Source organism: Pseudomonas viciae (assembly GCF_004786035.1).
Taxonomy (GTDB): domain Bacteria; phylum Pseudomonadota; class Gammaproteobacteria; order Pseudomonadales; family Pseudomonadaceae; genus Aquipseudomonas; species Aquipseudomonas viciae.
The window spans coordinates 3,407,434-3,432,357 of the sequence record NZ_CP035088.1; the positions used below are offsets into that span (position 1 = coordinate 3,407,434).

Annotated in this window: 8 protein-coding genes; 2 read left to right on the forward strand and 6 right to left on the reverse strand. The window is 58.8% G+C overall.

Features of this window, described 5'->3' with window-relative positions; genetic code table 11:
- Window positions 1–68 precede the first annotated feature (68 nt).
- From EPZ47_RS15255 to EPZ47_RS15280, 6 genes are all read right to left on the reverse strand, one after another.
- Window positions 69–2,792: a DEAD/DEAH box helicase gene (locus tag EPZ47_RS15255; protein ID WP_135845551.1), complete on the reverse strand. Its 2,724-nt coding sequence runs from the start codon at window positions 2,790–2,792 to the stop codon at window positions 69–71.
- Window positions 2,785–4,686 carry a phospholipase D-like domain-containing protein gene (locus EPZ47_RS15260; RefSeq protein WP_135845552.1) on the reverse strand — a complete coding sequence of 634 codons (1,902 nt, stop codon included), beginning with the start codon at window positions 4,684–4,686 and terminating at the stop codon, window positions 2,785–2,787. The genes EPZ47_RS15255 and EPZ47_RS15260 overlap by 8 nt, the downstream gene beginning before the upstream one ends.
- Window positions 4,683–6,053 carry a hypothetical protein gene (locus EPZ47_RS15265; protein ID WP_135845553.1) on the reverse strand — a complete coding sequence of 457 codons (1,371 nt, stop codon included), beginning with the start codon at window positions 6,051–6,053 and terminating at the stop codon, window positions 4,683–4,685. The genes EPZ47_RS15260 and EPZ47_RS15265 overlap by 4 nt, the downstream gene beginning before the upstream one ends.
- Window positions 6,054–6,761: 708 nt before the next feature.
- The gene (locus EPZ47_RS15270) at window positions 6,762–8,093 is read right to left on the reverse strand and encodes a hypothetical protein (protein ID WP_074750349.1); all 1,332 of its coding nucleotides are present in this window, start codon (window positions 8,091–8,093) and stop codon (window positions 6,762–6,764) included.
- Between the two features lie 71 nt (window positions 8,094–8,164).
- Entirely contained in the window at window positions 8,165–14,257 is a 6,093-nt protein-coding gene (locus tag EPZ47_RS15275) for a hypothetical protein (protein WP_135845554.1), read from the reverse strand.
- Window positions 14,254–21,507 carry a hypothetical protein gene (locus EPZ47_RS15280; RefSeq protein ID WP_135845555.1) on the reverse strand — a complete coding sequence of 2,418 codons (7,254 nt, stop codon included), beginning with the start codon at window positions 21,505–21,507 and terminating at the stop codon, window positions 14,254–14,256. The genes EPZ47_RS15275 and EPZ47_RS15280 overlap by 4 nt, the downstream gene beginning before the upstream one ends.
- A 186-nt stretch (window positions 21,508–21,693) precedes the next feature.
- Here EPZ47_RS15280 and EPZ47_RS15285 point away from each other — a divergent pair, with 186 nt between their 5' ends.
- Together EPZ47_RS15285 and EPZ47_RS15290 are read left to right on the forward strand one after the other, a co-directional pair.
- Window positions 21,694–22,284: a hypothetical protein gene (locus tag EPZ47_RS15285; protein ID WP_135845556.1), complete on the forward strand. Its 591-nt coding sequence runs from the start codon at window positions 21,694–21,696 to the stop codon at window positions 22,282–22,284.
- A 662-nt stretch (window positions 22,285–22,946) separates the two neighbouring features.
- Window positions 22,947–24,836, forward strand: a complete 1,890-nt coding sequence (locus tag EPZ47_RS15290) for a hypothetical protein (protein WP_238346618.1) — start codon at window positions 22,947–22,949, stop codon at window positions 24,834–24,836.
- Window positions 24,837–24,924 lie beyond the last annotated feature (88 nt).

Sequence of the window (24,924 nt, forward strand, 5' to 3'; positions counted from 1 at the left end):
TCGCGGGCAAGCCAGCCCCCCCAGAAGTCGCCAGTCAGGGCCTGGGGCAGCATTTACTTTGCAGAATCTCACACACTCGGATCATAGGCCTCCAATGGAACTGACCCAGTTCCGAAACGCGCAGGAAACGGGTCCGTCGAATTCATCCCCTTCACTGGCTTTCGCAGGTATCGCTCCCAGTCATCCGCGACATGGCGCAGGTCGATTTCATCATTGAACGACGTATGTCGACAGGCATCCATGCGCGCCTCAACCGCATGTTTGAGAAGTACAAATGAAGCCAATTGCTCCTGATCGAACGACCGGGCGAGATAGGGATAGTGGATCGCGAGCTCAGCCTCGCCCTTCTCTTGCAATTGCCGGTTCACCCGACCGAACAGCCTGTCCACACGCCCTACACGCTGCTCGTTATCACCGGGTGTCCAGGCAATTCCGTAATGGTGCACCTTGCTGCATTGAAGGTGTAGGTTCACCCCCTCCTGGAAGACCGAAGTTGCCACCAGCACGTTGGGGTAAAACGGGCTGTTGAAACCGAGAATCAACCGTCGGCGATCGCCGGAATGACTACTGGCGTACCACGCAGGGCTTTGCAGGCTGGTCAGGATGCGCCAGTCCTTCTTCCAGTCAGATAGCCCGTGGGCGGTGATCTTTCCACAGATCTGCTCGAAGGAATCCAGCGCTGCAATGAAGTACTGCCGAAGCAGCGAATCGTGCAGGCGTGGTCTCAGCGACTTGATGAATCCCAGGTAACGACTTTGAACATCGCCCCCCTTATCCTTACGACGAAACTCGGTGAACCAACTGTAGAGTTCAATGATGACCGGGCTGGCAAACAGGAAACCGACCTTCACATAATTGCCAAAATTCTCGGCGATAGCTCGGCCCTGCGGCCCAAGACCCAGCCACGTTTCCAGCCGCTGGCGTGTAGTTTCGGGCAATCCTTCATACATCAAGCCCCACAAAGTCGGCATCGTTTTTTCGTACTGTTCACCCGCTCCCCGCGTGCGCTCCTCGTGAAGCGCAAGACGAGCCCGCAACGCTGCGCCCCCGTAATCGTCCCGATCCCGCTCGCCCACGCGCTTGCGGTCATATCCGGTATATCCGCCGCAGCGGTAGTCACTTGCAGGCTCCAGCAACAACGAAAACAGGCTCTCCGGCTTTCGCAAGCGCAAGCTGAAATTCGAGCAGTCCGTGGTCCGGTCTTTGCTCTGTTTCTTGACCACGAACAAGTCAGCAATGTGCGAGGCCAGCTTTTCATCGCCACCCAAGCCATCACGGACCTCAGTCAGATCTTCATCTTGAAGAAAATCATGGTAGCCCGATTCTTCAGCCACCTGCTGGGAGACATATCGAATGAAGAAGGCTCGCGACCAATTCTTCTTCCGCCACCCCTCCACCAACTTCTTCGGATCTCCCGGGTGCCAGGCCTGGACGATACGCCGCGCCAACATCAGGTCACTGGCTGCGTTCATGCGCTGGGTTATCTCCCGCACCGAAGCAATCCGCCTCACAAATACCAGGTGCTTGTGCTCATGCAACGGCATACGAGTGTCGAAGACATCCTCAGGCTGGCACTCGATCATCAGCGTGTCGTACTTGGGATGATCGGGATGGCTCTTGAAATACTCACGGTGCAATTGAGTGAGCTGAGTCAGAATCCCGGTATCCGGGGCACCGGAAAATGCCTGTGCAGAGTGTTCCTGTTCCAGTGATACGGTCGCGCTGGCTGCGGTACCCGGCTGCGTGCCAACAGATTCGAACCCTTCGAGGTAGCCGTACAGGAATCTGCGGCCGCTACCCCTCTGGCCTAGTTGCTGCACCAGCTTCTTCTGGTACAACGCAAAAAACATCTCGGCCTCAGGATTGTCCAGAAAACTGGCCGGCAGCGTCTTTTCATGGCGGTAGTTGTATTTGTTGCGGTAACCCTCAGCGCCCTGCATAAGGCGCAAACGGCGCAATGCATACTTGGCGAGCAACTCATCCGGAGCAGGTTGTGGCCCGTCAGGAGACGGGTCGATGAAATACCCGAGAATGGAGGCTATATCCCGGAGCGAAGAATGGCTAGGCGTGGCGGTAAGCAACAAGACTTTCTGCCCGAGCCGGCCGCCTACTTCCCCGAAGAACTTCCGTGCGGCCTTGGCGCGTTGAGAGCTGCCATCGGCGTTACGGAAATAATGAGCTTCATCCACCACGACCAGGTCAAAGCCCTTGTTCCCCAACGATGACTTGAGCGCACGGTGAATCCTGCCAGCCTCTTCTTGGGCTTTGACGGACACATCACCCGATTGCTTATCCTCCCGCTCAACCAAGTTGCTGAGCGAATGGATAGTGGTGAAGTAAAACTGCCCGCTACCCTGCGCCACTGCATCACTCAGATCATGGAGCCGCTTGTGAATCTGCGCCTCGTGCAGCGGGCTTTTTTCAGGCCCGTCGCAGGTAAGGTGCGTACCGCCCTTGTAGTGGTCGCGCAGGAACGCGGCATACTCACGCGCCCACTGGTGGCATATGTCTTCCCGGGGAGCCATGACCAGCACCTTGGCGTCGGGCTTCAGCTTCCACAGCAACGCGATGACGCCCAATGCCTGGAACGTCTTGCCCATGCCGACCTCGTCGGCCAGCAATGCCACATTGTGCATGGACAACTTGTTCCACAAGCCAGCAACACCCTCGATTTGCCGGGTGGGCATGGAGATGTCGTTAGGCGAGTATTGCCACGCCTCATTGCCAGCGTCGAAGTTGATCCAGTTCGCGACCTGTTCCGGCTTCAACCCACCCCAACCAGTGTCACGCATAACCACATTCCTTCTGAACACGGCGAACATAAGCCAGCTTCCTTTGCAGTTCCTTCGGCAAGCGTGGCGTCGGCACCTGTAGTGTCGACCACAACTCGTCTCCCGCCGTACGGTGGCCGGCCTTGCGGTACAGCCCGGCTGCCAGTTGGTGAAGAGAATTGACCTCCTGGGCGAGGAACCAGTTGAACACGCTGGGCGGGCTGCCGTTAATCTGCTGTCGTGCCTTGGCCGCCAGTTCCTGTAGACAGCCCGGATGACCGAATACCCACAACTCGAGCTGGACCGTATCGGAAGCTGCACGCAAACGCTCGCGATACTGTTCGACTGCGTGGAACAACCGGAAGTAAGACAACGCGTCCTGTTCGATAACGGTTGAGGGCGCTGTCAGGTCCTCATCCGGCCCGGCACCATTGCGCAGGCAAGAGCGCAACACCGTGTTGGTGTCGCTGTTCGGATCGACTCCGGCCAACAGACTGTCGAGCAGGTCCTTCAGTGACTCGAAACTTTGTGCGCGTCGGAAAGACTGACCGCTCTCAACAATGATGCCCCTGAACACCGCAGGGCTGTTCTTGCGCAGAAGAATGCCGTAGCTATGGTCGGCGAGCATGGCTTCGTTATCGGGTGTCACCTGCTTGATCGGTATCAGCAACCACATACCCTCATGGCGCCGTGTGCGCCACTGCAGCGGAATCGGTTCGCTCACACCCGGTAACTTCAGCCAATAACCATCACGGGGTTTGCCTACCCACCAGTTGCCTGATACTGAAAAACAGGCACGCTTCCAGTCATAGAGCACCTGCAGGTCGAAAGGCAGCTCTTCCGGCACATCCAGACGATCGTCGGACAACAACTGCTCGCTGGCAAAATCGGCTTCGGTGACGTCAATGCGCGCTCCCAGCATGTCTGCATCACGCTTGAAGTTCAGCACGATACCGGCTTCGATATTGCGCTGCTCGAAACTGCTGGTACCGGCATGGGTGAAATTCCATGAGCCGATTGCCAGGCAGCTCCCCTGGGGGGCGCGACACAGCCAGGCCTTGGCATGGGTGATTTCGGTGAGCAGATCAGGCGGAGACGGGTTTTTGTGGAACGCCAGCGTTTCCGTCTCTATGCAGGCCGCCAACGCCTCACTCCAAGGCGTCCGGAAGTACCGCCCCTCTAAGCGGTCCGCGACCAGAGCCACCTTCAAATCAGGATTACCTGATTGCTCCTGGAGCCGCTCTAGCAAGTTGGGCACGTCGGCCGCCAGGTAGGGGGACCAAATCTGCAGTGAGGTGATGCGGTCCTGTGCCATGAGATGCTCAAGGAAGGTGCGTTTGTCGAAACTGTGCACAAATTGCCAATCAGGCCCTTCGGCCAGGCGAGGCCGGGTGCGCCAGCGGAGCTCCAGTTCCAGAGGCTCGGCCAAGGCATCGAAGAACTTCTGAATCTGCCTATATTGGTCGTTACTGCAGACGCGCTGGAAGGTGAACACCTCCTGATTGCGTCCCCAGCCGCCGACAGTCAGGTTCGCGCTGCCCGCCCCCAACACCATCTCCCCATTCTTGCTCTCCAGAAAGATGAGCTTGGGGTGAAACAACGTCTGATCGGTAAAACCATGGTAAGAATTCAGAGCGCGAGCAGACACACAATGAACGTTGATGGCCGTGCGCTTGTACTGGTCGGCGCCCAGCATCCGCTTGTCGCAGAACACCCGGAAGTCGATATCTTTCTCCACTAGGTGTGCCTGAAAGCCTTCGAAGTCCATGCGGTTGCGCGGCGGGTCCATGTTCAGCACTGCCGGAAGCAGGTGGGATTCGACAAAACCGAGGTTGAGGTTGAACGTGGTCAGCCAGACCCGTTTGAGTTCGCCCATTTCCTTCAGTTGCTGCTTGAAGGCTCCGATCAGCTTCATGCGGCCACCCCATGCAAGCCCGCAAGAAAGTGCCGAAACTGGGGAATGTAGTACTGGTGCACCCAGCCACCCAACGGACGCTCGGCAAGGGTCGGCTCACTGCGGGGCCGCACATGGATCTTTAGCTGCTTGCTATCGGCCCGGGTCACCCACGGCGACTGGCCGCGGTTTTCCATGATAAACGCGTGATAGCTCAACAATGCGTCCATCTGTGCGTCGGCGTCGCCTTGGCCTGCCACGTTCAACAAACCCTGGAGGCGTGCTTGCCCAGTAGTGGAAAGCACCGTCGTCATGGAGCTGTCGGCTTTGATGGCAGCCGCACAGGCGGCCAGGGTCGAGGCATTACGCCCCAGGGCTTTCCAGCGCTGCCAGACCGTTTTGACGGGCTGGGATTTCTCGGCCAGCGTCAGGTGGAACAACAGGTCCAGCTCGCTGAGCAGCGGTTCCAGCAAGCGCACGTGCACGAGTTTTCGCTGTGCGTCTTTCGGCAGCGGCTGCTTCATCGCCTCCTCAAAGACATTCGCAACCGCCCCGTCGCCGTGCTTGGGCGAAGACAACACGTTATACAAGGCTCCCGGGGCACCCCGATCCAGGTCCGTGGTGGACAACCAGAAACCGCATGTTCTGGCACCTACCGCCGCCGATGACGGAAAGGCCTCGACCAGAGCCTCGGGAAGCGTTGCCGGTATGTCCTGGAAGTTTATCTTCGGCTGGCTGCGACTGTTTGCCAGCAGGTCTTGCAGGTGAGGACGCAGGAGGTTGTAGAGGCGGGAAAGCGTCGGGGTGATGCTGATCAACGCGTCTGCGTCTTTCCACAGTACCGTCGCCGTGGGCAGGTTGTAGCGATAGTGACGGTCGAAGAAGCCCATTTCTACCAACGGCGTCTTGTAGCGGCCGCTTACGCCTAGCAGGGTTTGCCGAGCCAGTACCTGCGCTTCCGGGACATGGCTGAAGGTGAGCGAAGGGTTCCCTGTACTGTCGAACCACCCTCTTCGCGCCTTGCTGATCCCCAGCACGCCGGTGCTTTCCAGACCCGCGGTATTTTCATGGGCGATGACGCTGTAGACGTAGAGATTTTCCAGGTACACCAAACAGGCATGTTTGAACCTGAGATCGTGTTTGCCATCGTAGACCCTCTTCAATCCGCTGCCTAGCGCAATTGAGTCGTCCTCGACTAGGCTCTTGATCAAGAAGTGATTGAACAGGTTCAGGGTGAAATTACGGATATCGTTGGAAATGGAGCTGATTCGGTTCTGGAAAATCTGCTGGCCGAATCCAGACCAGATCACCTGCAACCCCAAGGGATCGATATTCAGTTCATTACCGAGGCTTTCGTCGTACTCGGTCAGAAAAGCATTTAGCAACACACCCGGACACCTCTAAAACGGACAATTCCTTTGTATCCGCCCTTGAAGCTGGCTGGATCCAACCCGACCCGAAAAATTGCATTTCGCCACTATCACTGTCAAGGGCGGCGCCGTCGTCGCTGGAACGGCAAGTTCAAGCCAGCCATCGACGAATGTTTATCAATGATCCGCGCTTCAGCTGCTGGATCCGTAGGACTAAGTCCATCTCTCCTCCTATTCGAAGTACTCGGGTAGTTACCACACAGTCAGGGTGGATATAGCTACCGCTGAGACAAGCGGCCCCCTTAAGACACGGCCTCGCCCTGCTTCTGACTATCCCGCCATGGAGCTACTCTGACGTCCAGAGTGCACCACCACGACAGCTGTCAGGAATCGCCATTCACGATCGCTAGCACAGCCGGTGCAAGTGGAGCACAGCTTGGGGCACAACTCTTTTTTATCGGCCTGAAATAACCGTCTTAGAGCCCAGTCAAAATGTTTTTCGGCTACCCTGAGAGTCTTTAGCTTTCGTCGGGCAGGCTGTTTAGGCGATCATTTATGCCTTTTCATAGACCATGGAGATCTACCCACCTCCAGAGGATTCCCACACTCGGGGCATATCTGAAGGCATGCTTTGGATGATTTGAGAAGGATGCCCCTACCAGAAATGCTGGTGGTGATGGAATGATACTGCTTCGCGGATACATCTCAGTGAAGCACCTAAACCCCTCACCTGCTCTCCAGCACCTGCTTGCCCACCCCATAAGCCGTCCCGCTGATCCCCAGAAAAATCAACCAGGTCGGATCGAACACCGGATAGCTCAACTGCTGCTGTACATGGAAGATTCCCACCACCAGCAGCAGGATATTCACCACCACCGCCTGGTAGCGATGCAGTTGCTTGCGCTCGTCGAAGCCGGTTAGAAGGTCGTACCAGAACCCACGACTTGGCACGTAGCTGCGGCCGCTCGGGGCATTGCGGTCAGTGATCCAGGACAGGCCCGCCGTGCCGATACTGATGCCGAGCAGGACCAGCAGCGATCCATCTATCCGACGCAGGTCCCCATACAACAGCCACAGGAACAGCCCGGTGGCAACGGCGAAAGTGAACCACAGTGCCATCTGAGTGCGGCTAAGGCTGAAGGACGCGCGCACGGGTTTCCAGTCGGGCTTGCGCAGCGCCAGGCCAAAGCATGTGGCATCGACGTCCGCCGCCTCGACCGGCTCCCCAGCAAGTGCCTTGCTGGCCAGGTCGTCGTAGCGCAGGACATCGGTTCCGTCATAGCCGGGGTATTCCTTGAGGTACTGGTTCCGAGTCGTATCGTCCGGAAACTGCGCCAGCCTGGTCCGGAGCTTGCGTGCTTCCTTCCACCACGGTGGGATCGTCGAGTCCGGCTCGTCACGCAGGGTGTCCGTCGCCCTTCCGACATATACGATGGCGGCGATGGCCAGCACGACCAGCAAAAGCGCAAGCGCCAGCCTGGCTCCGGTGGTGATGCTCACTGATGTGGCCTGGCCACGTGATGGAATCATCGCCAGCGCGGCATCGTTGCTGGACTGCCATCCGAGTGCCGCATACAGGTCCGTCGGGGCAAACAGGGCCCCGTCGGCATACAGCATGGACCACAGGCGTTGGGTTTCCGGCCCCTGGCGGATCCGGAACCTGAGCTGGACATATTGATCCACCGTTTCTGAGGCGATCAGCACGGCATCGTCGGGCAAGGGCACGCCATTGAGATACAGCACGAATGCCCCGTTCAAGGCTTCCTGCGACGTCTGCAAGGCAGTGAACGCCGCCTTGTCCACGGCTATGACCAAGTCGCCGGTGCCGACCAACGGACGAGCGTCGCTACCCAGGGTGGCACAAGCCGGGTCGCGGTTGCTCTCGCCTGTCTTGAGTGTCGCGTTCTTTTTGTCGGCCAATCTGCTTTCAAAAAGCCCTGAATCTCTTACCACTATGCATTTTGTCGCCAGTTGCGGCGTTTCCGTGGCCGCCGCGCCGGCGGCAAACAGATTCAGCGCCAGCAGTGCGCCCATGAGTCCCCACAGCTTTTTCATCATCGCAATCGCCCTCCTCTTTCGATGAGCCGCAGGTCAATGCGCCCGCGACCTGCATGTCCCTTTGCCCCACCTCAACCGTTCATGGAAATCAGTGGTGATACCGAGATGATCCTTGCTTGAACCTCATGCAATCCACGCAGCGCGTCTTCGCTTGCGGCGGTGTCGGGCGACAGCGGGTCGGCCCCGAAGAACCAGTCCAGATCCAGGGTGCTATTGAAACCGTGGCGAGCGCTGTTGCCTTCGGTCAGCGAGGTGGCGAGCATCGCGACCTCTAGCCAGAGCTCACGGTCCAGCCCGTCCTTGAATTTCGCCGGCTCGACGGTCATGACCAGCCCCTGCATCGCGTCGGTGTTCCATGGGATTCCGAGCCACTGAGCGTCCACCGCCTGCCGCATACCGTCGCGGTCGACGGCCCACGCTGCCAAGACCTGGACCTTTCCGGTACCATCGACACTGAGATCCACGCCGAACGTAGCCCACTCGCTGACGGAGGTGCTCTTCAACTCCAAAACACCGACCTCGCTGGTCTTCGTGCTCTCGGGACGCAGGCCCAGGCGAAGCTCCACCACTCTGGAGCGCGCCTCCAGATTTGCGACCAGCCGCATATTCAGGGACAGCAGCGTTCGTGCCCCGGACGCCGGCGGTACTGCGATACCCGGTGCGACCAGGTCCAGATAACCGAACTTGTATTGATCCGGTATGCTCACGGCACCACGGCCAATAATGATGGCCGGGGTCTCGAATTCGACCACCCGCACCCGCCCGTTTTTGACGTCAGGCACGACGCCAGAAATCCCTTGGAGGCTGTTCGAGCCAAGCATGTACAGTGCCGTCGGCCGCTCCAGCGGCCGACCTAGGCCTGAACGCACCTCACTGAATAACAAGGCAAGATGACGCTGGGTGTGGGTTGGGAACGGCTGCATCCCTTGAGCGGGCCTGAGCCACAAGCGCCCGTTGGCAGATTCCCTGGCGTTGAACTTCAGTGCACCATCCTCCAGACGCGCCTGCAAATCCTTGACCTGCCGGGGCTTGCCCATTTCCAGTGGATTGCCATCCGCAACGAAAACGGTGGCGAAGTTGCGGTTGGTTCTAGCCCAGTGCATTGACGTGCTCTGGCTGAGGCAGATTTCGCACGTCCACATGTGCTTGTCCTGCGCAGGGACCTGCACGTCAGCGAAGCCATGACCGGCCGGCAACGTCCATTCGATACTTGCCAGCAACTTCGGAGCATTGCCGGCGCCTCGCTCCTCGGCCGTCGGCGGCACCAGGAAGACCGAAAGCAATGCTCGCCGTTCGCTCATTGGCGCATGCAGTAGCGCGCACTGCCAGCCGGTGAAGGCTTTGACCGTGGGCAGCCGCAGCAACGACATGCGCTGGTCCCCGGTCGCCGTGATGTCCAGTATCCGCCAATCCAGGGTCACCTCCCATGCCGTTGCGGACATGTCGATTTTTACAAGGTCCATGGCGCCTCCCCCTGAGCCTAGAGAGAGAGTGCCTTGCATGCCCGGCAGTTGAATCCAGCAGTTGCGGGTCAGGTCCGGCGGGTTCTGCCAATCGATGCCACTGACCAGCCAATGCGGATGTAGGTAGCGCCGCAAGCCGACGCTGAGGAAATGTTCCTCCAGTTCCAGTGACTGCATGGTCGGTACGCCGTGGGTGTCGACCTCCAGGCTCACCGGATCGAGCACCAGCGCGGTATTGGGGAATGCCGGCGCCGAGACCGCATCTGATTCAAAGGTGAGACCGATCGGCCCCTCAATGGAGAGCAGCGTGTTCTTCCCCTTGGCCTCGTCATAGGCTTCATAGGCAAGGCGTGGATCGCGGCCGATTTCCTTGCGTACGTCGGCTGGGTGGACAATTCCGCTGGCGCCGGCAGACATGGCATACCCGACACCCGAGCGAACCTCAGCGATGACACGGTCCGCCAGCCCGCCATGGGCGAAGGGCCGCTCTTGCAGGATGGCCATCAGCGGCGGCGTGCGTCCCTCGCCCTCCTCCGGCGACTGGGTCAGCGGAATCAGGGCGCGCAACTGCGGCCGGGTCAGCTCGATTCGGGCCGCTTCGGCAAGCATCGCCACGCGCAGCCAGGCCCGCTCGAGGTCGTCGGACCACGCCTGGCGCCACCCGTCAGTCTCGCGCTGGAACGCAGCGGTGTAGCGAGAATGCAGAGTGAAGCGATGACGGAACACGGTAGCCGAGGGCTTTTCCCAATGAACGGTGCGCAGGGTGGTGCTGGCCGGCGCGGGCAGCAGGTTGATCGTGGACGACTGACCATCCCTGTCGCGCCCGGCAAAGGCCTGTATCTCGAAATTGGCCAACTGGCTGTTGCCGGTGAGCAAACGCGAAGCGCGCCCGGGTTTTTCGACCCTGACGTCGTTCTCCTTGGGGTTGATCCAAGCATAGATCGGCCGACCGTCGAAGCGCCAGCGTTGGGTCAGTACGGTGATCGCGCCCAGTTGCCGCCATTGCCATGCCCTGGCGTAGGAGGGGTCGGCCTTGAGCATATAGCTGCGCGCGGTTCCGGCTGCCTCATAGTGGATATCGGAGTGAGCCAGTGTTGTCCATTCTTCACGACTCGCTGACAACACCTGCATGCTTTCGATCAGTACCCTTGCGCCATCGAACACCACGAGATTGCCATTTCTGCCTATGGCCAATGTCTCCAGGCGGCTGTCGAGCACTCCCGATTGAGCGCTGAACAGTCCGGATTCGACTTGTGGTCTTGCGAGCAACTGGACACAGGTACCAGCGGGGACATGCAATACGCGGCCATCGAACGAAAGTGCCTGGCCGGTGTTCGCGGCGAAGCTGCGGACGCTCAGGGAGTGCCGGCATTGCTTGTCCACCAGCGTCAGGATATCTTTGATGCGACCCTTATCGAGTAGCGTACCAAGGCGGGCTCCAAGACTCGCGAGGATCTCGCCCAGTGATGGAATCTTCTTCTGATAGACCGTCTGGGGCTTGAGCTCCGGCCGCTGACCCAGCCGCTCGGTGGAATCCATCAGCCCATCCAGTACCACCACGTCCAGGCGCAGACTGCTTACTGCGGGATCGAGCAGTGCGTCCAGTAATTTGCCAAGCTCCAGATCGCGCGAACGGTCGATGTTGGCGGCTTCGAGCAGACATAAGAAGAGTTTGATCTGGTGGTCATCCTGCAGGCCTGTGAACACATTACGGCGAAGGTCCGGATTGGCGATCCAGCGCACGAAGTCGCTGTAGGGCACCCGTGGGAAGTTCACCTTGAGGGCGGCGTCATTGCCGAAAGGAGCCCGCCATCCACCGCCGGCGAGCCCCGTGAACGACGCCCCCAGCAGGAGCAGGTTCTCCGCTTTTGGGCCCTGCCCCGTGGCCCGCTCTACCGACGCGGCAGGATCGGCGAAACTGACGGTTGCCAAGCCTGGTGAGGTCAAACCCAGGCGTAACGACAACGAGTCGACTCCGTGCTCCTTCGCAATGCTGATTTTTTTACCTTCGAAATCGATCTGGAACGTGTCGCCCTCCAGCACAATCGACAGTGCCTTCTTCGCTGATGTACCCGAGATCGGTACTGCCGGAACTGTGTGGAGGGTGGCACCATGGTAAATACTCAGCGTTAACTTGCCGCCGTCCGGCCCCGAGTAGCGGAAATCCTCCAGATAGATTTCCCTGGACGGTTGAGCCGCATCGAAATGCAACGCACCGCTGCCATCCACCTGGCGGAACAAATCCAGCGGCAGACTCGCATCGCTGTGCAGGCCCAGTCGTGGATAGTCCGCCGACAAGGGTTGCAGGCCTGCAGGGATCACGCCGAGGCGCTGGACAGTTTCACTGTCGTTGATGGTCGTGCGACCAATCGCCGTGCGGCGCGAATACATCAGGCTCAGTTTCGGTTTACCGTCGACCTCGATCTTCGCTGCGGGCAACCAGGGGACGCTACCCTGCATGCCCCTCGGCAAGCTTCCACTACGCCCGACGACATGGGCGCAGACCTCATACCGCGCACCGTAGGCGAGCGTTGGCAACGCTTGGAAGCCATTTTGCAGTGTCGCCGGATAGTCCGTACCAAAAAACGCCTTGCCCAGAGGATCGAAGCCGGCACCCGGCAGGCTTTCGTCAAAAGCGCTGCAGGCCAGTGGCAGTCCGTCATAGTGCAGGAACAAGGATCGACGGCCATCGTTGATAGTCGTGGGCACCGCTTGTACGGTAATCGTGTCGGCCAGTGAGGCAGGTGACGGGCTGGCCGGATGATGGAAATCGGCGAGGTTGGCGTAGGCCCACGGGGTGTACGTCGTGTCATCGAAAGTTCGCCGCAGGGCCAGCGCCATCCCGGAAAAAGCGGCGGAGAATTCGTCCTTCTCCAAGTCGTCGATCACCGGGTCGACGGTGAGCGGGATCGCCAAGGGACTCGGAGCGAGGTCAGGAGAAAAGCGGGTACTGGCCGGAACGAACAGTTCACGCTGCACGGCCCCCTGCATCTGTTCGCTGACCAACGCCAGGGCTGCCAATGCCTCTTTATCTGCCGGGAGTTCCGTGGGCTGGCCCTTGGGCAGGTCTGTGAAAAAATCATCAAAAGTGGGGATGAACGCCAGGCAATCGAGCAGTGATTGCGTGGTGTCCGGCACCGGCCCGGTTCCACGGCCGCCCAGCCGCCAATTCCAGAACTCAAGCCCTTGGGCTGCTTTTTCCAGCGTCTGGGTAGTCGCTTTCGACTGATGCAGTACCATGTCACAGATCAGTTTGCCTACCGATTGACGGGCGGCATCGGCGCCGTTGAGTCCTGTGTTCAGCAGTCCTTCGAATTCCAGCACTGCCTGATCGTAAACCGTCAGGGCCTTTTTCGGGTCACCTTCGACGAACTGCTTGAGACTTTCGGAAACTGTCTCGCGAATCTGGCGCAACAAGCGCAGTACTGTTGATTCGAAGCCGTTCTCACTGAGAATTGCCTCTTGCAGGGGTGCCAGTTCGGCACTGAGTTTTTCAAGCGGGAGTGTCTCCAGTTCCTTCCATTTCTGCACTGTCGGTTGGGCAGAGGCTTGCAGCAATCGATACAGCATCGAGTCGGTAGCGGCGAACGAGGATGTCCCCTGCCCGCCCTGCGGCCGACAGATGTCCAGCAGCACGTCGATATAGGCTTTCATGTCCACCGGTTTCAGCATGTGCTGAATACCTCCCCGGATGGCCTTGCGCAGCACAGAGCGAGGCGTGTCGGCGGGCATACCGTCCTTTTTCAGGCCTTCGATCAGCACATCGAGCAAAGGCCCGAGCAAGCCCCCTTCCCGTGGACTGTCCGCCGTCTGGTCAACGTGAGGCATCATCAGCGCCAGCAGCAGGGTGTCCAGGCTGGTGGCTAGCGTGACCAAGGCACGCCAGGACTCGCGACGCACCTTTTGCAACGGCGAGGGTTTATCCTTCCATTGCACCTCACTGACCGCAAAGAAACCGGTGAACAACGAACCAGCCCGCTGCTCGAGCCTTGTCAGCGCTCGGTAGGCTGCCTGTTCAGAGTCATTGTTCCCGAAGTTGACGAAGCCCGTCTCCGGATCAATCAGCATGTCACCCATCGCCGGGCGGTGAGCGCGGTTCGAACTGCAGAAATCCGCTATCCCCGATGCATAGGCGAACTCCACATCATCCGCCTCGAGCCGACCTTCGGTGTCCCCAGGTGAAAGAACGTCATCGATAAAGGGCTGGAATACCACATCCTCACTGCCCGCGTAGTCGATGTGCAGGACATAGGCGAGCCCCAGGCGCTGCGGGACCGGAGCGACCCAACTGGATGCGCCCACCAGCACGGCATGGGCATCGAGATTCGCTGTGTTATCGATGCCATTGAGATAGATACCGCGCAGGGCCCAAAAGCCTGCACCTTTGTTCGCGGCGACTTGTTCGTGGTCCTCGAACCAGGTCCTGAAATCATCGAGCAGCGCCGTGGTCACGCCGGGTGGTGGCTGAAGGTCCGCAATCGCCTTGGGGGGTTGGCCGTCAACGACGGTATAGGCACGAAACTTCAAGCCTCCGCCGCTCAGCAAATCGAAGAACGCCTGGTATGCCTGACGAGCCTGTTCCTCCGTTTCTCCCTCCGCCGTCTCTGCCTTGAAAGCGAGCCGGACTGAAAACCCACGCTGTTGTTCGCCCTGGAATCCCTTGAGCTCTTCCTCGGTCATGCAGATGATGGTCCGCTTCATCCTTTCAGCCTCCCCTGTCCATCGATCAGTTTCCGGGCCTTCTCAAGGCTCTCGGAACGCACCTGGCTTTCGCTGCTGCTCGTGACCTCCTTGCGCCCCCCGGTCATGCGATAGCGCACCTGCCCCCCGGCACTCACGGTGAAGAATCGCGAAATCCGAATGCTCACTCTGAAGGTCCCGATAGCATCGATATCGCCGTTGTCCTGGTAACTCAGGCGCAGGGTCACCGAGAGGTAGGCGCTGGCGATCCGCAGCACATCGACCACGCCGACGATGACCACCACCATCGATACAGTCAGCCCGCCGCCGGGCTGGCCGATCAGCTTGCGGTAGGTCAGTGCGACGTTGAGCGAAATCGATACCGTTCCCGACACGCCGCAGAAGGAAAACCCCAGCGAGCCCGAGCCGCCCGCCGCCGCATCCACCACCACCGCCAGTTCGTTCTTGAACGGCCGATAGTTCAGGTCGACGGTGAGCCAACCGCTGCCGCCGATGATGAATACCGAGAACAGGAACGGTAGGTCGGCACGGGCCAGGGCGAAGCTGTTGCTGATGACAAAATCGGGAAACGCCAGCAGGCGGAATGCGTTGCTGATCTGGATGTTCTGCACCCCGCTGGTGCCGAACATCATGCCCATGGGTGGCAGCGCGAACAGGTGCTCCACGCCGACGGGAATGCCGTTGTCCTTGATGATCTTGAGCCCGCCGATCTCGTCGCCGAAGATCGACTGAAAAGTGTTCTGGATGAACTGGAAGCTCGGATTGAGGCGGATCTGGCGCGGGTCGAAATCGACTTTGAGGCCTCCGCTCTTGTCGAAGCGCACGGCCACTTGGCTTAGTGTAACCATGGACGTCCCGGCGACGACTGCATCGAAGTCGGTCAACAGTATCGCCGTGCCGCTTTGCTCGACTTCGGCGCTGTCCTTCGAGGCCTCCAGGCGCACGACCGCGGAGATCCTCGTGTTGAGCAGGTCCAGGGACACCGGTCCGACGCTGAAAAGGGAGCGACGTTCGGGCAATGGCAGGTCGACATCGACCTGGACCCAGGCTCGCAGGTTCTTCTTGTCGAACTCATGGGTGACGCGGATGGCATCCTTAGCCGCGGCCGGTAGCGTGTAGCCGGGCAGGAGTTTACGCAGGTCGAGCCCAGCCAGGTTCTGCAGGACCTTGCCGATGTCCTGCTTCGACAGGTCGACCGGGATCAGGCGCTCACTGAGTCCGTCGATCTGCATGTCCAGGCCCAGTGCCTTGAGATCATCCCCCAGTCGACCGAACCAGGCATCGATCTGCGGCATGTCCACCCGGTCCTCGACCCAGCCGAAGAAGTACGGCGAATTCAGGCGCGAGAAGTCCAGGTTGGGCAATTCAGGCGTGGAGCCAAAGGCTGCCATGGCCCGCAGGATGTTGTTGGGGGCAGCCAGCAGGCCGCCCTCGCCCAGGCGGCCGACGGCGTCGATCACCCGGTCGCCGTAGCCTTCGACCAGGTTGCGGGTTGCGGCGAGGTCGTTGCACAGGCCGCGGACGTCCTGGCCGAAGGTCTCGAACTTATTCAGCAGTGTCTTGTACTTTTCGTCATCACCCAGCATGTCGTCGAGGCTGGCGAACAGTTCCTTCTCTGCCTCTTTCAGACGATCTTTAAGAGGCAGCATTATGTCTGCAGTTTTCTGGACAAGTCGATCCCGCAATCCACTGATCCCGCTAGCCACGCTTCGGCAAGCTTCCAGGACTGCATCATTGACGCCCCCGAGCAGTGCAGCCGCGTTGTCCAGACTGCTGATCAATTCGTCGGTGCAAGTGTCAATCAGGTCGATGGCCGCTTTGCGCCGATCCTCGATCGCCTGCGTGGTGTCGAACACCGAAGGCCCCACCCGGTCCAGAACCAGAACTACTGCCGGCAGGCCCTGCAGGCCCCTCACCAATTGCTCTACCAGCGCTTTACTGCCTAACGCTTCCTCCGCCTTGTTCACTTTTTCAAGGGTCGTCTCGATAACCCTTTCGAGCTCCTCATTCAACGGCCTGGTTTGGCCTGTAAGCCATTGTTCGCTGTCATCAATGGCTATCCTGGCCTGCTCAAAAAGATGGTCGGCCCATTTCCCTGCCTGCGGAAATACCGCAAGCAATCTCTCGACCTCGGCCGGAACGGTAATCGACACCGAGGCCAGCGCTGCGTCGAACGCTTGGAGCAAATCATCGACGACGTCGGAAACCGCCTTCTTCAGATCGCCACTCAGGGTACTCGCCTCCGTTTTCAGACGCTCCCGCGCATCCACCAGATGGGCGACGATTGCCACTGCCTCTTGCGAGAGTAGTTCACCCGGTACAGCCAGTTTCTCGGAAACCGTTCTGGCGTTGTCCAGCCCTTCGCCAATCGACTTCAGTGCGCTGCGGATCGGTTTGAGCGCCTCGACCCGCTCGGGGGTCGTCTCGATTTTCAGCAGTACGTTCTCGACGTTCGCCACGTATGCCGTCACGACGGCTGCGTCAGGCAAAACGTTTTTCACGCTAGCAAAGAACCGGGCCAACAATTGCAGTTGCATTGCCCCCTTGAGGGCCTGTTCGATCACCCGGGTAGCGACCGCCCCGATACGCTGGGCAAAGTCGTCGAGTTCCACGGACAGACGCTGCCGGGCACTGTTGAGTTCTCCCTGAAGCACCTCGCTCGTGCGCGTCAGCGCACGAGCGATCTGTTGCTCCAGATCTTGCCCACGGCTGGCTGACCAAGGTTTAGCCTGGTCGATAGTCTTGCTCAGGGCATCGACTTCGGCGCGTGCCCGGTCAAACCCGTCATGCCCGGCAGCTATCGCCCCGTTGACGGTGAGACGGGTGATTTCGATACCGCGCCGCAACTTGCCCAGTTCTGCCGTTGTTGACTCGAACAGGGGCAGCAGCAGCTTTTTCAGTTCCCTTTGCAGGTACAAGTCAAAGTCACTACGGAGGGCGAACTCGCCGGGTAACGCCCGGGACAGCATCTGAATCTGTTCCTGCCGCCAGGCATCCAGTTCCTGAACCATGGCCATGCGCCTGGCCGTGATTGCGCTGCCGAGGTTCTTCTGCAAGGCCGCACAGGGCAAAGGTACCGAACCGTCCAGTTGCTCGAATTGCTTTTCTAGGCTCTTGAAGGCTGTGTCGCAACCGGCTTTCAGATTATCGAAGTGCTGCTGAATGCCGCTTTTGACGATGGCATCCGGTGATGCCGCAGCACCCAGCGCAACCAGGCGCGCCTTCAGGGCGCCCAGTTCCGCAGCATCCGCCGGACGTTTCGCCGGCAGATCGCCAACACTCGCCAGGCAGCTGGACAACTCCCTCAATGGCCCCGTAACCACTTTCCCCTTACTCAGCACCCCTTCGAACAATTCCTTGGTAAGGTCACCTTGCTTCAGGGCAGTAGGCAACTTATCCAGCAGTATCCGTGCAGAGTTCTCCGGCAGGTTCTGCGGACTTTCCTGTCGCCCGGCACGCATGAAGGTCAGCGTTTCCAGCCCGACATACACCGGTTTGTCGGCCCGTCCGGCATTGATCGTGGTGCGTTGCGCCGCCGGCGCCAGGCGCCAGGTGAACCGGGCGAAGCCTGCCGGCACCGTGGCCGTGGCGTCAGCGTGCCGGGGCGGCGGCAGGTCGGTGTAATCGATGCCCCGATGCACGGCCCAGGCGTTGGTGTCGTCGGTTTGCCCCGGGGTGGTATCGGCAAAGAAGTACAGGTTGTCGGGGTTGAGGCACTCCTGGGCAGCCCGCGGATCGTCGCCATCGCCTTCGGCAGCAGTGACGAAAGCGACGTCAGGCATTGCATAAACCTGCGGCCGCTGCCTGGCGGCATGGCGGTTCCACAGCGGGACGATCCAGCCACTGGTGCCCACGTCTTCGGCCCAGAAGCTGTCCACCGGAATGATCCGCTTGTTGAAGCGCAACGCCCTCAGGAAACTGCTGGTGTGCGCCGCGGCGGTGGGCATGTCCGGATACTGACGCTCCGGCTCGAGGATCTCGATGTATTCGCTGATCTTGCGCAGCACCGGCCGGCGGGTTCGGGTTCCCAGCCCGCCCTCGGGGGTGAACTGCGCGGAAGGGTTGACCGTGCGTTCGTACACCACCACATGCTTGGCACGGTGCCAGAACACCGCGATGCGACCGAGCACTTCGACCTTCTGGCGCTGGACGAAGCCGCCGCGGGTCTCGCTGATGATCGACACGCGATTGTTGTTGAACTTGACCGTCTGGTCGGCATCACCGCCGAGGGGCGACAAAGCGATGCTCTCGATCGAACCACCGCTGGCCCGTGGCTGGGTCAGGACCAGCCGCAGTACGTTGGCTGACTCGATCGGCCACAGCGCGCCCCCGGACAATCCGTTCGGATGCAGGCGCGGCGACAGCTCGGGCACTACCTGGACTGGCGTGCCCGGCGTCCTGTCCAAGTCGACCGGTGCCTCCAGCGCTGCCACGGCCGCTCGGTGCAGTGCCGTCGTGCGCAAGGCGAAACACGCGCCAGCGCTGAAGCGCACTGGCGCGAACTGCAGCCGCTGCGCAGGATCGTCAGCCCACAGCTCGAGGCGCTGCGGGCGAGTCTGCAGCGACTTGTGCAACAGGTTCCAGCGGTCTTGTTCACGCCCCTCGTAGGGCGGCACCGGGCGCCCGGTCAGCGCCTCGATTTCTGCGACCCGGGTGCGCCGCGCAGCGCCCTGTTCCAGTTTTGGCGTCACGCCGAAGGCCAGGCCGTAGAGGAATTCCCCATGCAGCGAGGTCAGCGCGCACCCCAGACCCAGCTCGCCACGCTGGCTGAACAGATCGGCCGCGGCCCACTCAGGCAGCACGTAGTTGCGCTCCACATCCGCCGGCCGAATCCACAGGTGGGCGGCGGGCGTCAGGCGGAATTCGACGGCGCGCCGGTATGACTGGGTGACTGTCGGGTCCTGGCTTGCGTCGATCGGGCGAACGAACCCGTTGGCGGTGAATTCCGTCCCGACATTGGCATCCTGCAGTTCAAGCCGGCGCGGCTTGTCCATGCTCTCGCCGATTACCTGTGGGGGCAGCACATAGTGGTAGAGCCCGTTGGACTGCCTGAACTTCCAGCCCCGGTCATCGCTGTCGTAGCTGGCGATGGTCGCACTATCTACGCCACTGAGCATGTCCAGCGGTGTGGAATAGAAACGCTGGATCGTGAAGGGTTGCTCGCCTATCAACAGGCTCTTTTGCGCCCCTGAATTGCTCTGGATGTCTTCATCCAGATTGGCCTGCAGGCGCCATTGGCGATCGCCGCGGATCTCTTCGGTGCACTTGAGCAGGTATTGGCCGCTGCCGGCCTTGGCACCCGGTTCGCGATACAGCAATGGCTGGGCACGCCCGCTGCGGTCGCCGCGCAGGACGTCCACGGCCAGCGGTTCGACCCTCGCGACGGCGAGCTTCAGGAGCACCTTGATGCCTAGCATTGCGGCGGTACCGCTGACGCCTGGACCGTCGCGCAGCCGCATACGGATCGACGTCGAATCGACAAATACAGGCTTGTCGTGGATAAGTTCCAGACCGCCCAGTAAGGCAATGAGGGGCATTTTGCCGACGAGATTTTCGGTTTGTACCAGTTTTAGACGGATGCCGCGAAGGTCGTCTTCATCATCGCCTGTCTCATGGGACAGGTAGCATCCCAACGGCATGGGTTGCCGATGCAATGAAGGCCAACTGACCCGTAATGGTATACGCGTCTGCATTTCGGCCTTTGCGCGGTCATTGAAGACACTCGTATCTTCGGGATTGGCCAACATCGCCGACCAGATCCACGGTTTCTCATCGAGTTCAACCATGCCATCGGACAGGAGACCGCTGCGACACTTGGCGTACAGCCCGAAATGCATCGGCCCATTGCCTGACGGGGTCGCCACTTCAAGCTTTGGCAGGCTCGACTGGGGCTGGTCAGGCGCTAACTGGTGCAACGAAAACCGTGCACGGTTCATGGAGGAAATGGAGGCATGGATCAGTTCAAGAAAGTCAGTGCCCTGAATTCTGGGGGCAAAGTTGCCGCTCACTTTCCCTAAATCATTGGAGTTGTACTCCGTGATACCGCCAATGCTCACCTGCACGGAGATTTCGTGCTTTTCGCTCCAGACGTCAGTGACCGTCCCGGTCATGACCACGGTGATATGCAACTGCTTGCCAAAGCTGAGCCAGGTACCATCCATGCCTTCAGCGCGCAGCTCGATAAGGTTGCTTCTGACCCTGATATCCGAGGCCATGTCCTTACCCGAAGATGGGAGCTGGGAATTCAAAGCGAATCGTTGTTCGATGCGATAACCGGGGCGGTCTCTTTCCCCTGAACTTCTGATCGCAACGCCGAGCGCGGGCAACAGCGCCCCGATGTCGCCCTCTTCGAAGCGAACGTCGAACGCAGCACTGTCGGGAGGGGGACGCACACCCAGAACGGGTAGCAGATGCCCCAGGATCGATTTCGCAGAGGGCCAATAATCCGGTTTTCTGATTTCGACCCAGGACTCTACGTTCCTGTTTTTTGGCCAGGTGTCCCAGGCGAAGCCGAATCGGCCAATAGCCTTCATCGAAGGTGGTCGCAACGAGCTGAATGAAACGCCCTGCTCCCCAACGCTTCCGGTGGAGCGATCCTGGCGACCGAACGCCATGTTCTCCACGAGCAAGGGTTGCGCAATCGGTGTGAAACCGGACACGGCCTCCCTGGAGTGATACAACGCGGAAAACGCGACAAATGCTCGTCCTGCCTTGAACTGCTCATCATCCTGGGGTGACAGTAGCGGCAGCGCCAGGTCGAACCGCAACAGGGGATTTTTGTCCTGACCAATCAGTACCCGGCTCTTGTAGTGACTCGCTGAAACTGAAGGAAAGTGCTCTCGGACCAAGGCGACCCGCAGATCCAGTTCCTGTTGAAATGCCCCCGCCTGGTCTTTGCGCACAGCGTACTGCTCGAATACCTGCACGCCTTCGAATGCCAGCACGACACCCGATTGATCGAAACGCCACGCATGAGTCTTGTCGGCGGCATTTTTCAGCGCAGTCTTGGCAGCATCCGTGGTCTTCGGTAAGGGTGGGATGTCGCCCAGGGAGGTCGTGAATTCGAGATCCGACTTCCAGGTGTCCCTGGGCACCCAGCGCGCGCACCCCACCATTGCGGCTTTCTCGGCATCGAGAACGTAATGAATCTCGAGCACCCCCTGCACTGCCGGTTCGTCGGGCTCGACGGACTTCAACGGCGGCCAGGCGAAAGTACCGAAACAACGAAACGCCAGAAAACGGTCAGACATTGTCCACCTCCCTGTGAGCCCGTGCATTTGCCAGAGAACGGCGTGTTCGGGTGCCTCGGCTGTTTGCAGGAACAGACGCTGCATTGATAGCAATATGCTAGTCGTCGTTTTGTTTCGCGCTATGCATGCAAACAAATTTTTTTTGGCTACATTCCCTGAACGTATCAACTTCAAAGGAATGTTCTCGTGGCCAACAGCGTCTCTGTAAAACTAACCATCGGTATTCCCAGCGAAGCCGTCTATTACCTTACCTATGCCTTCAGTGGCGGCACCAAGTGCAGCCCGAGTGCGACGCTGGATCTGGATCAGGCGGGCCCGACTTCTTTGAAACTTCCCGAGTTGGCCTGGGGCTCCACGCGCGAGTACGCCAGTGGCGATGTATTGACTATTCCCGGAAAACCGGACTGGTTCCGCTCCCTCCGCCCGGGTGCGAAGCCAACCGGGACAGCTACCCTGGCGCGAACGGCGGACAACCTGAATGTGGGCTGGACGTCTTTCGACGGCGCCAGCCATGCGGTGAAATTTATCGTCGACGGGGGCAACCCGATGATGCCCGTGGCACCCCATATCGATGCCGCGATCCTTGTCGGTCTGCGCAAGGCCGGCGGTGGCGTGCAGTTCAGTGTCGACGGCATACATGACGGATTTCCCAACTACACGCTGCAGATTAATGGCAAAACGGTCTACGAGTGGGATGCCGTAAAACAGGGTGAAGATCCATCTGCCCTGGGAGGTACAGGCGATCAAAGTATAAAGATCGCCTGGAAGACACTATGACGATCTGATGGTCGAACTCGAGATTGCGCCCGGAAATTGCTTGAACTTGGCTGGAGATTATTCAATTTGCAGAGATGTATGCCGTTCGAATGGCCTCTGGCGACCCTGAGAGCCTTTAGGTTTCGTCGGGCAGGCTGTTTAGCTGATCATTTCTGGCTTTTCATAGGCCATGGAGATCCATTTACTTCCAGACGATTGCTACATTGGGGGCATATCTGAGGGCATGCTTTGGATGGTTTGAAAAGGATGCCCCCAGCCTAAAGCCAAGCAGGTTGTTGGATGGGGATAGCTCCAACTGAATTTCTGCGATTCGATAGACCGGCCTGAGGCTTTCAGCGAAACGGTGGACATTGCAACCGATGAACAAACAACACTACCTCCGTAAAGACTCGTTTTCCAATGTAGTAACTAATCATTAATAATCATGCACTTACTTAGCAATATCGCGTTAGCTCTGCCCGAGTAACTCAAGATTGGAGGGGGCTGACACTTTCCATGCGCTAGATCCAAGGGCTAGGCTCTGGGTGGCAACATTCATAGATAGCACGGCGCATTTTCCTTCAGTGCTCACCTATCAATGCATACGCTAGTTCATTCTGACACCTGCGAGGATTGTTTGGCAGATTCAGCCGCTAATTTCAAAGCTAATGCATAGGGACCTGATGACGTACAAAGATATCGATCTCGGAAATTTGCTGGCCGACCCGCTGCCGGTGATCGCCGACATTCTTGATCCCATGCTTGGCGAGTTGCCTTGGAAACTGATGCATTGGGAAAGTTTTCAGAAGCTTTGCGCTCAGCTGATCCAGCGTCAGTACATTGGAAGTGGCACCCAAGTGTTCCAGTTCGGAAAATCTGGTCAGGCGCAGGGTGGAATCGACATAATTTGGAAAACCACCAAGGCGAACAAATACAGCGTTGCAGAGGTGAAACACTGGGAAACCGTCAAGCCGTCAAACATTCGAAAGTGGCTGAATGCATTCCTGGATGGCCAGTTAGCGAAGGATTCCCGCGTTTGGATTCTCTGCGTCTCAGTCAACATAGAACATGACGATAAGCTCGTGAAAGCTTGGCACCTCGCAGAAGCCGAGCTTGAGTCACGCGACATCCAAGCGGTGGTTTGGGACCGAGGCGTTATTGAAGAGCTTCTTCGGGACAGCCCTGAGCTTGTCGAGCGTTTTTTTTCTAAGGAGATTCGCGACCGCTTTTGCTACACCCTCAGCATGCCAACCGAAGAGCCAACACTCTTTCGTCGTACCTACATCAGCCAATCCGACTCTCGTCTCACTGCCGAAAACGAAAGCGTCAGAATGGAGGTGATTCTGCCCAATCGCAGCTCCCCCCGCGCGTCTGCCATTCTCTCGTTCGCCCGCTCCAATTTAGAGGGCGTATCACTCGCAATTGACGGAAAAGATCTTGTGCGATGGGTGCAATGGGCAGGACATCCTCACAATCCGCTTAAGAGCCCTTTCACTCTGCCGTTGAGCGACCCAGATCGTTTTCTCCTCACAACACCAAAGTTTCAACTAAGCCTGGATAGCACTGAGCTCGAACAGCTAGATTGGTGCCTGCGACAGACATGGACCCACTACCTTTCCGCAATAGAGGCACTGGAAAACGATTGGAGGTCTCTGCGGTTTAAGAGACTCAGCGAATCAACCGAACCAGTCCATGCGCTGGTCAGCCTGCCACGACCTCTGTGGCGTGTGATCATGGATTACGTCAACGAACACGATTACAGCAAAGGTGAGTCTGATAAGCACATTTTCGATGCGTCCAACAGCGTCCTAAAAGTGTTTTCGCCAATAACGACAGCTGCGATGGACGCTGGATATCATCTGATTTCATATGCGTATGACGAAGGGGGTCCAACAGGCCGCTACGAACCTGATATCACCATTTGCTGGAACCCCAATAATCTGCGCGAGCTTTCCAGCGTTTGGGGGCCGAGAGGACAATGGGATGCTGAATTTACCCATGATTGGATGTTTTCGACACTGCTGCCTAACGTCAGGGGTTGGTACCGACACAAAACCCAGCAGGAGCTATCATGGTTGACCAACCCAGTTGAAAAGCTCACGGGTAATGTTCCGGTTTTTGCCACAGAGGAGTATGTCATTTCGCTAGCTCGGCTCAGCGTGCGACATATAGCAGCGGCAATGACAGCCGAGCAATTGGACAGTTGCCTGCATTCAATGCAGTTGCATTTCAGCTGCCTTGCCACTGCGGCTGATATTGAGCACGACTTGCTGAAGCGTGTTTTACGCTGTGTTCAACATTTGGCATACCGCCTGCCTGAGCAGCACCACAGTTACATCCGAAGCAATCTCCAACTGGATCAAAGGCCACTGGTAGAAAGCCTTGCAGATCTGACAGAGCACAGCAGTACGCGCTTGACCAGTTGCACGATGTTGGAAATGGCGCTTCGGTCGCTTATTTGCTGCTTTGAGGCCATCAGCTGCACTGCGGACGACTTAAAGTGGACTAGACAGATGCTCGACCCAGTCTGGGCAAGGATGCGTGAAGACTTGTTATGCGAAATGTTCTCCTGAAGTCTCGAACAAGGCTTGAACCAGGCGCTTCAGTTCGAAACCGCACCACGCGGCTGGTGGGTATTGATTTAGTGATGAGTTTTGCTGG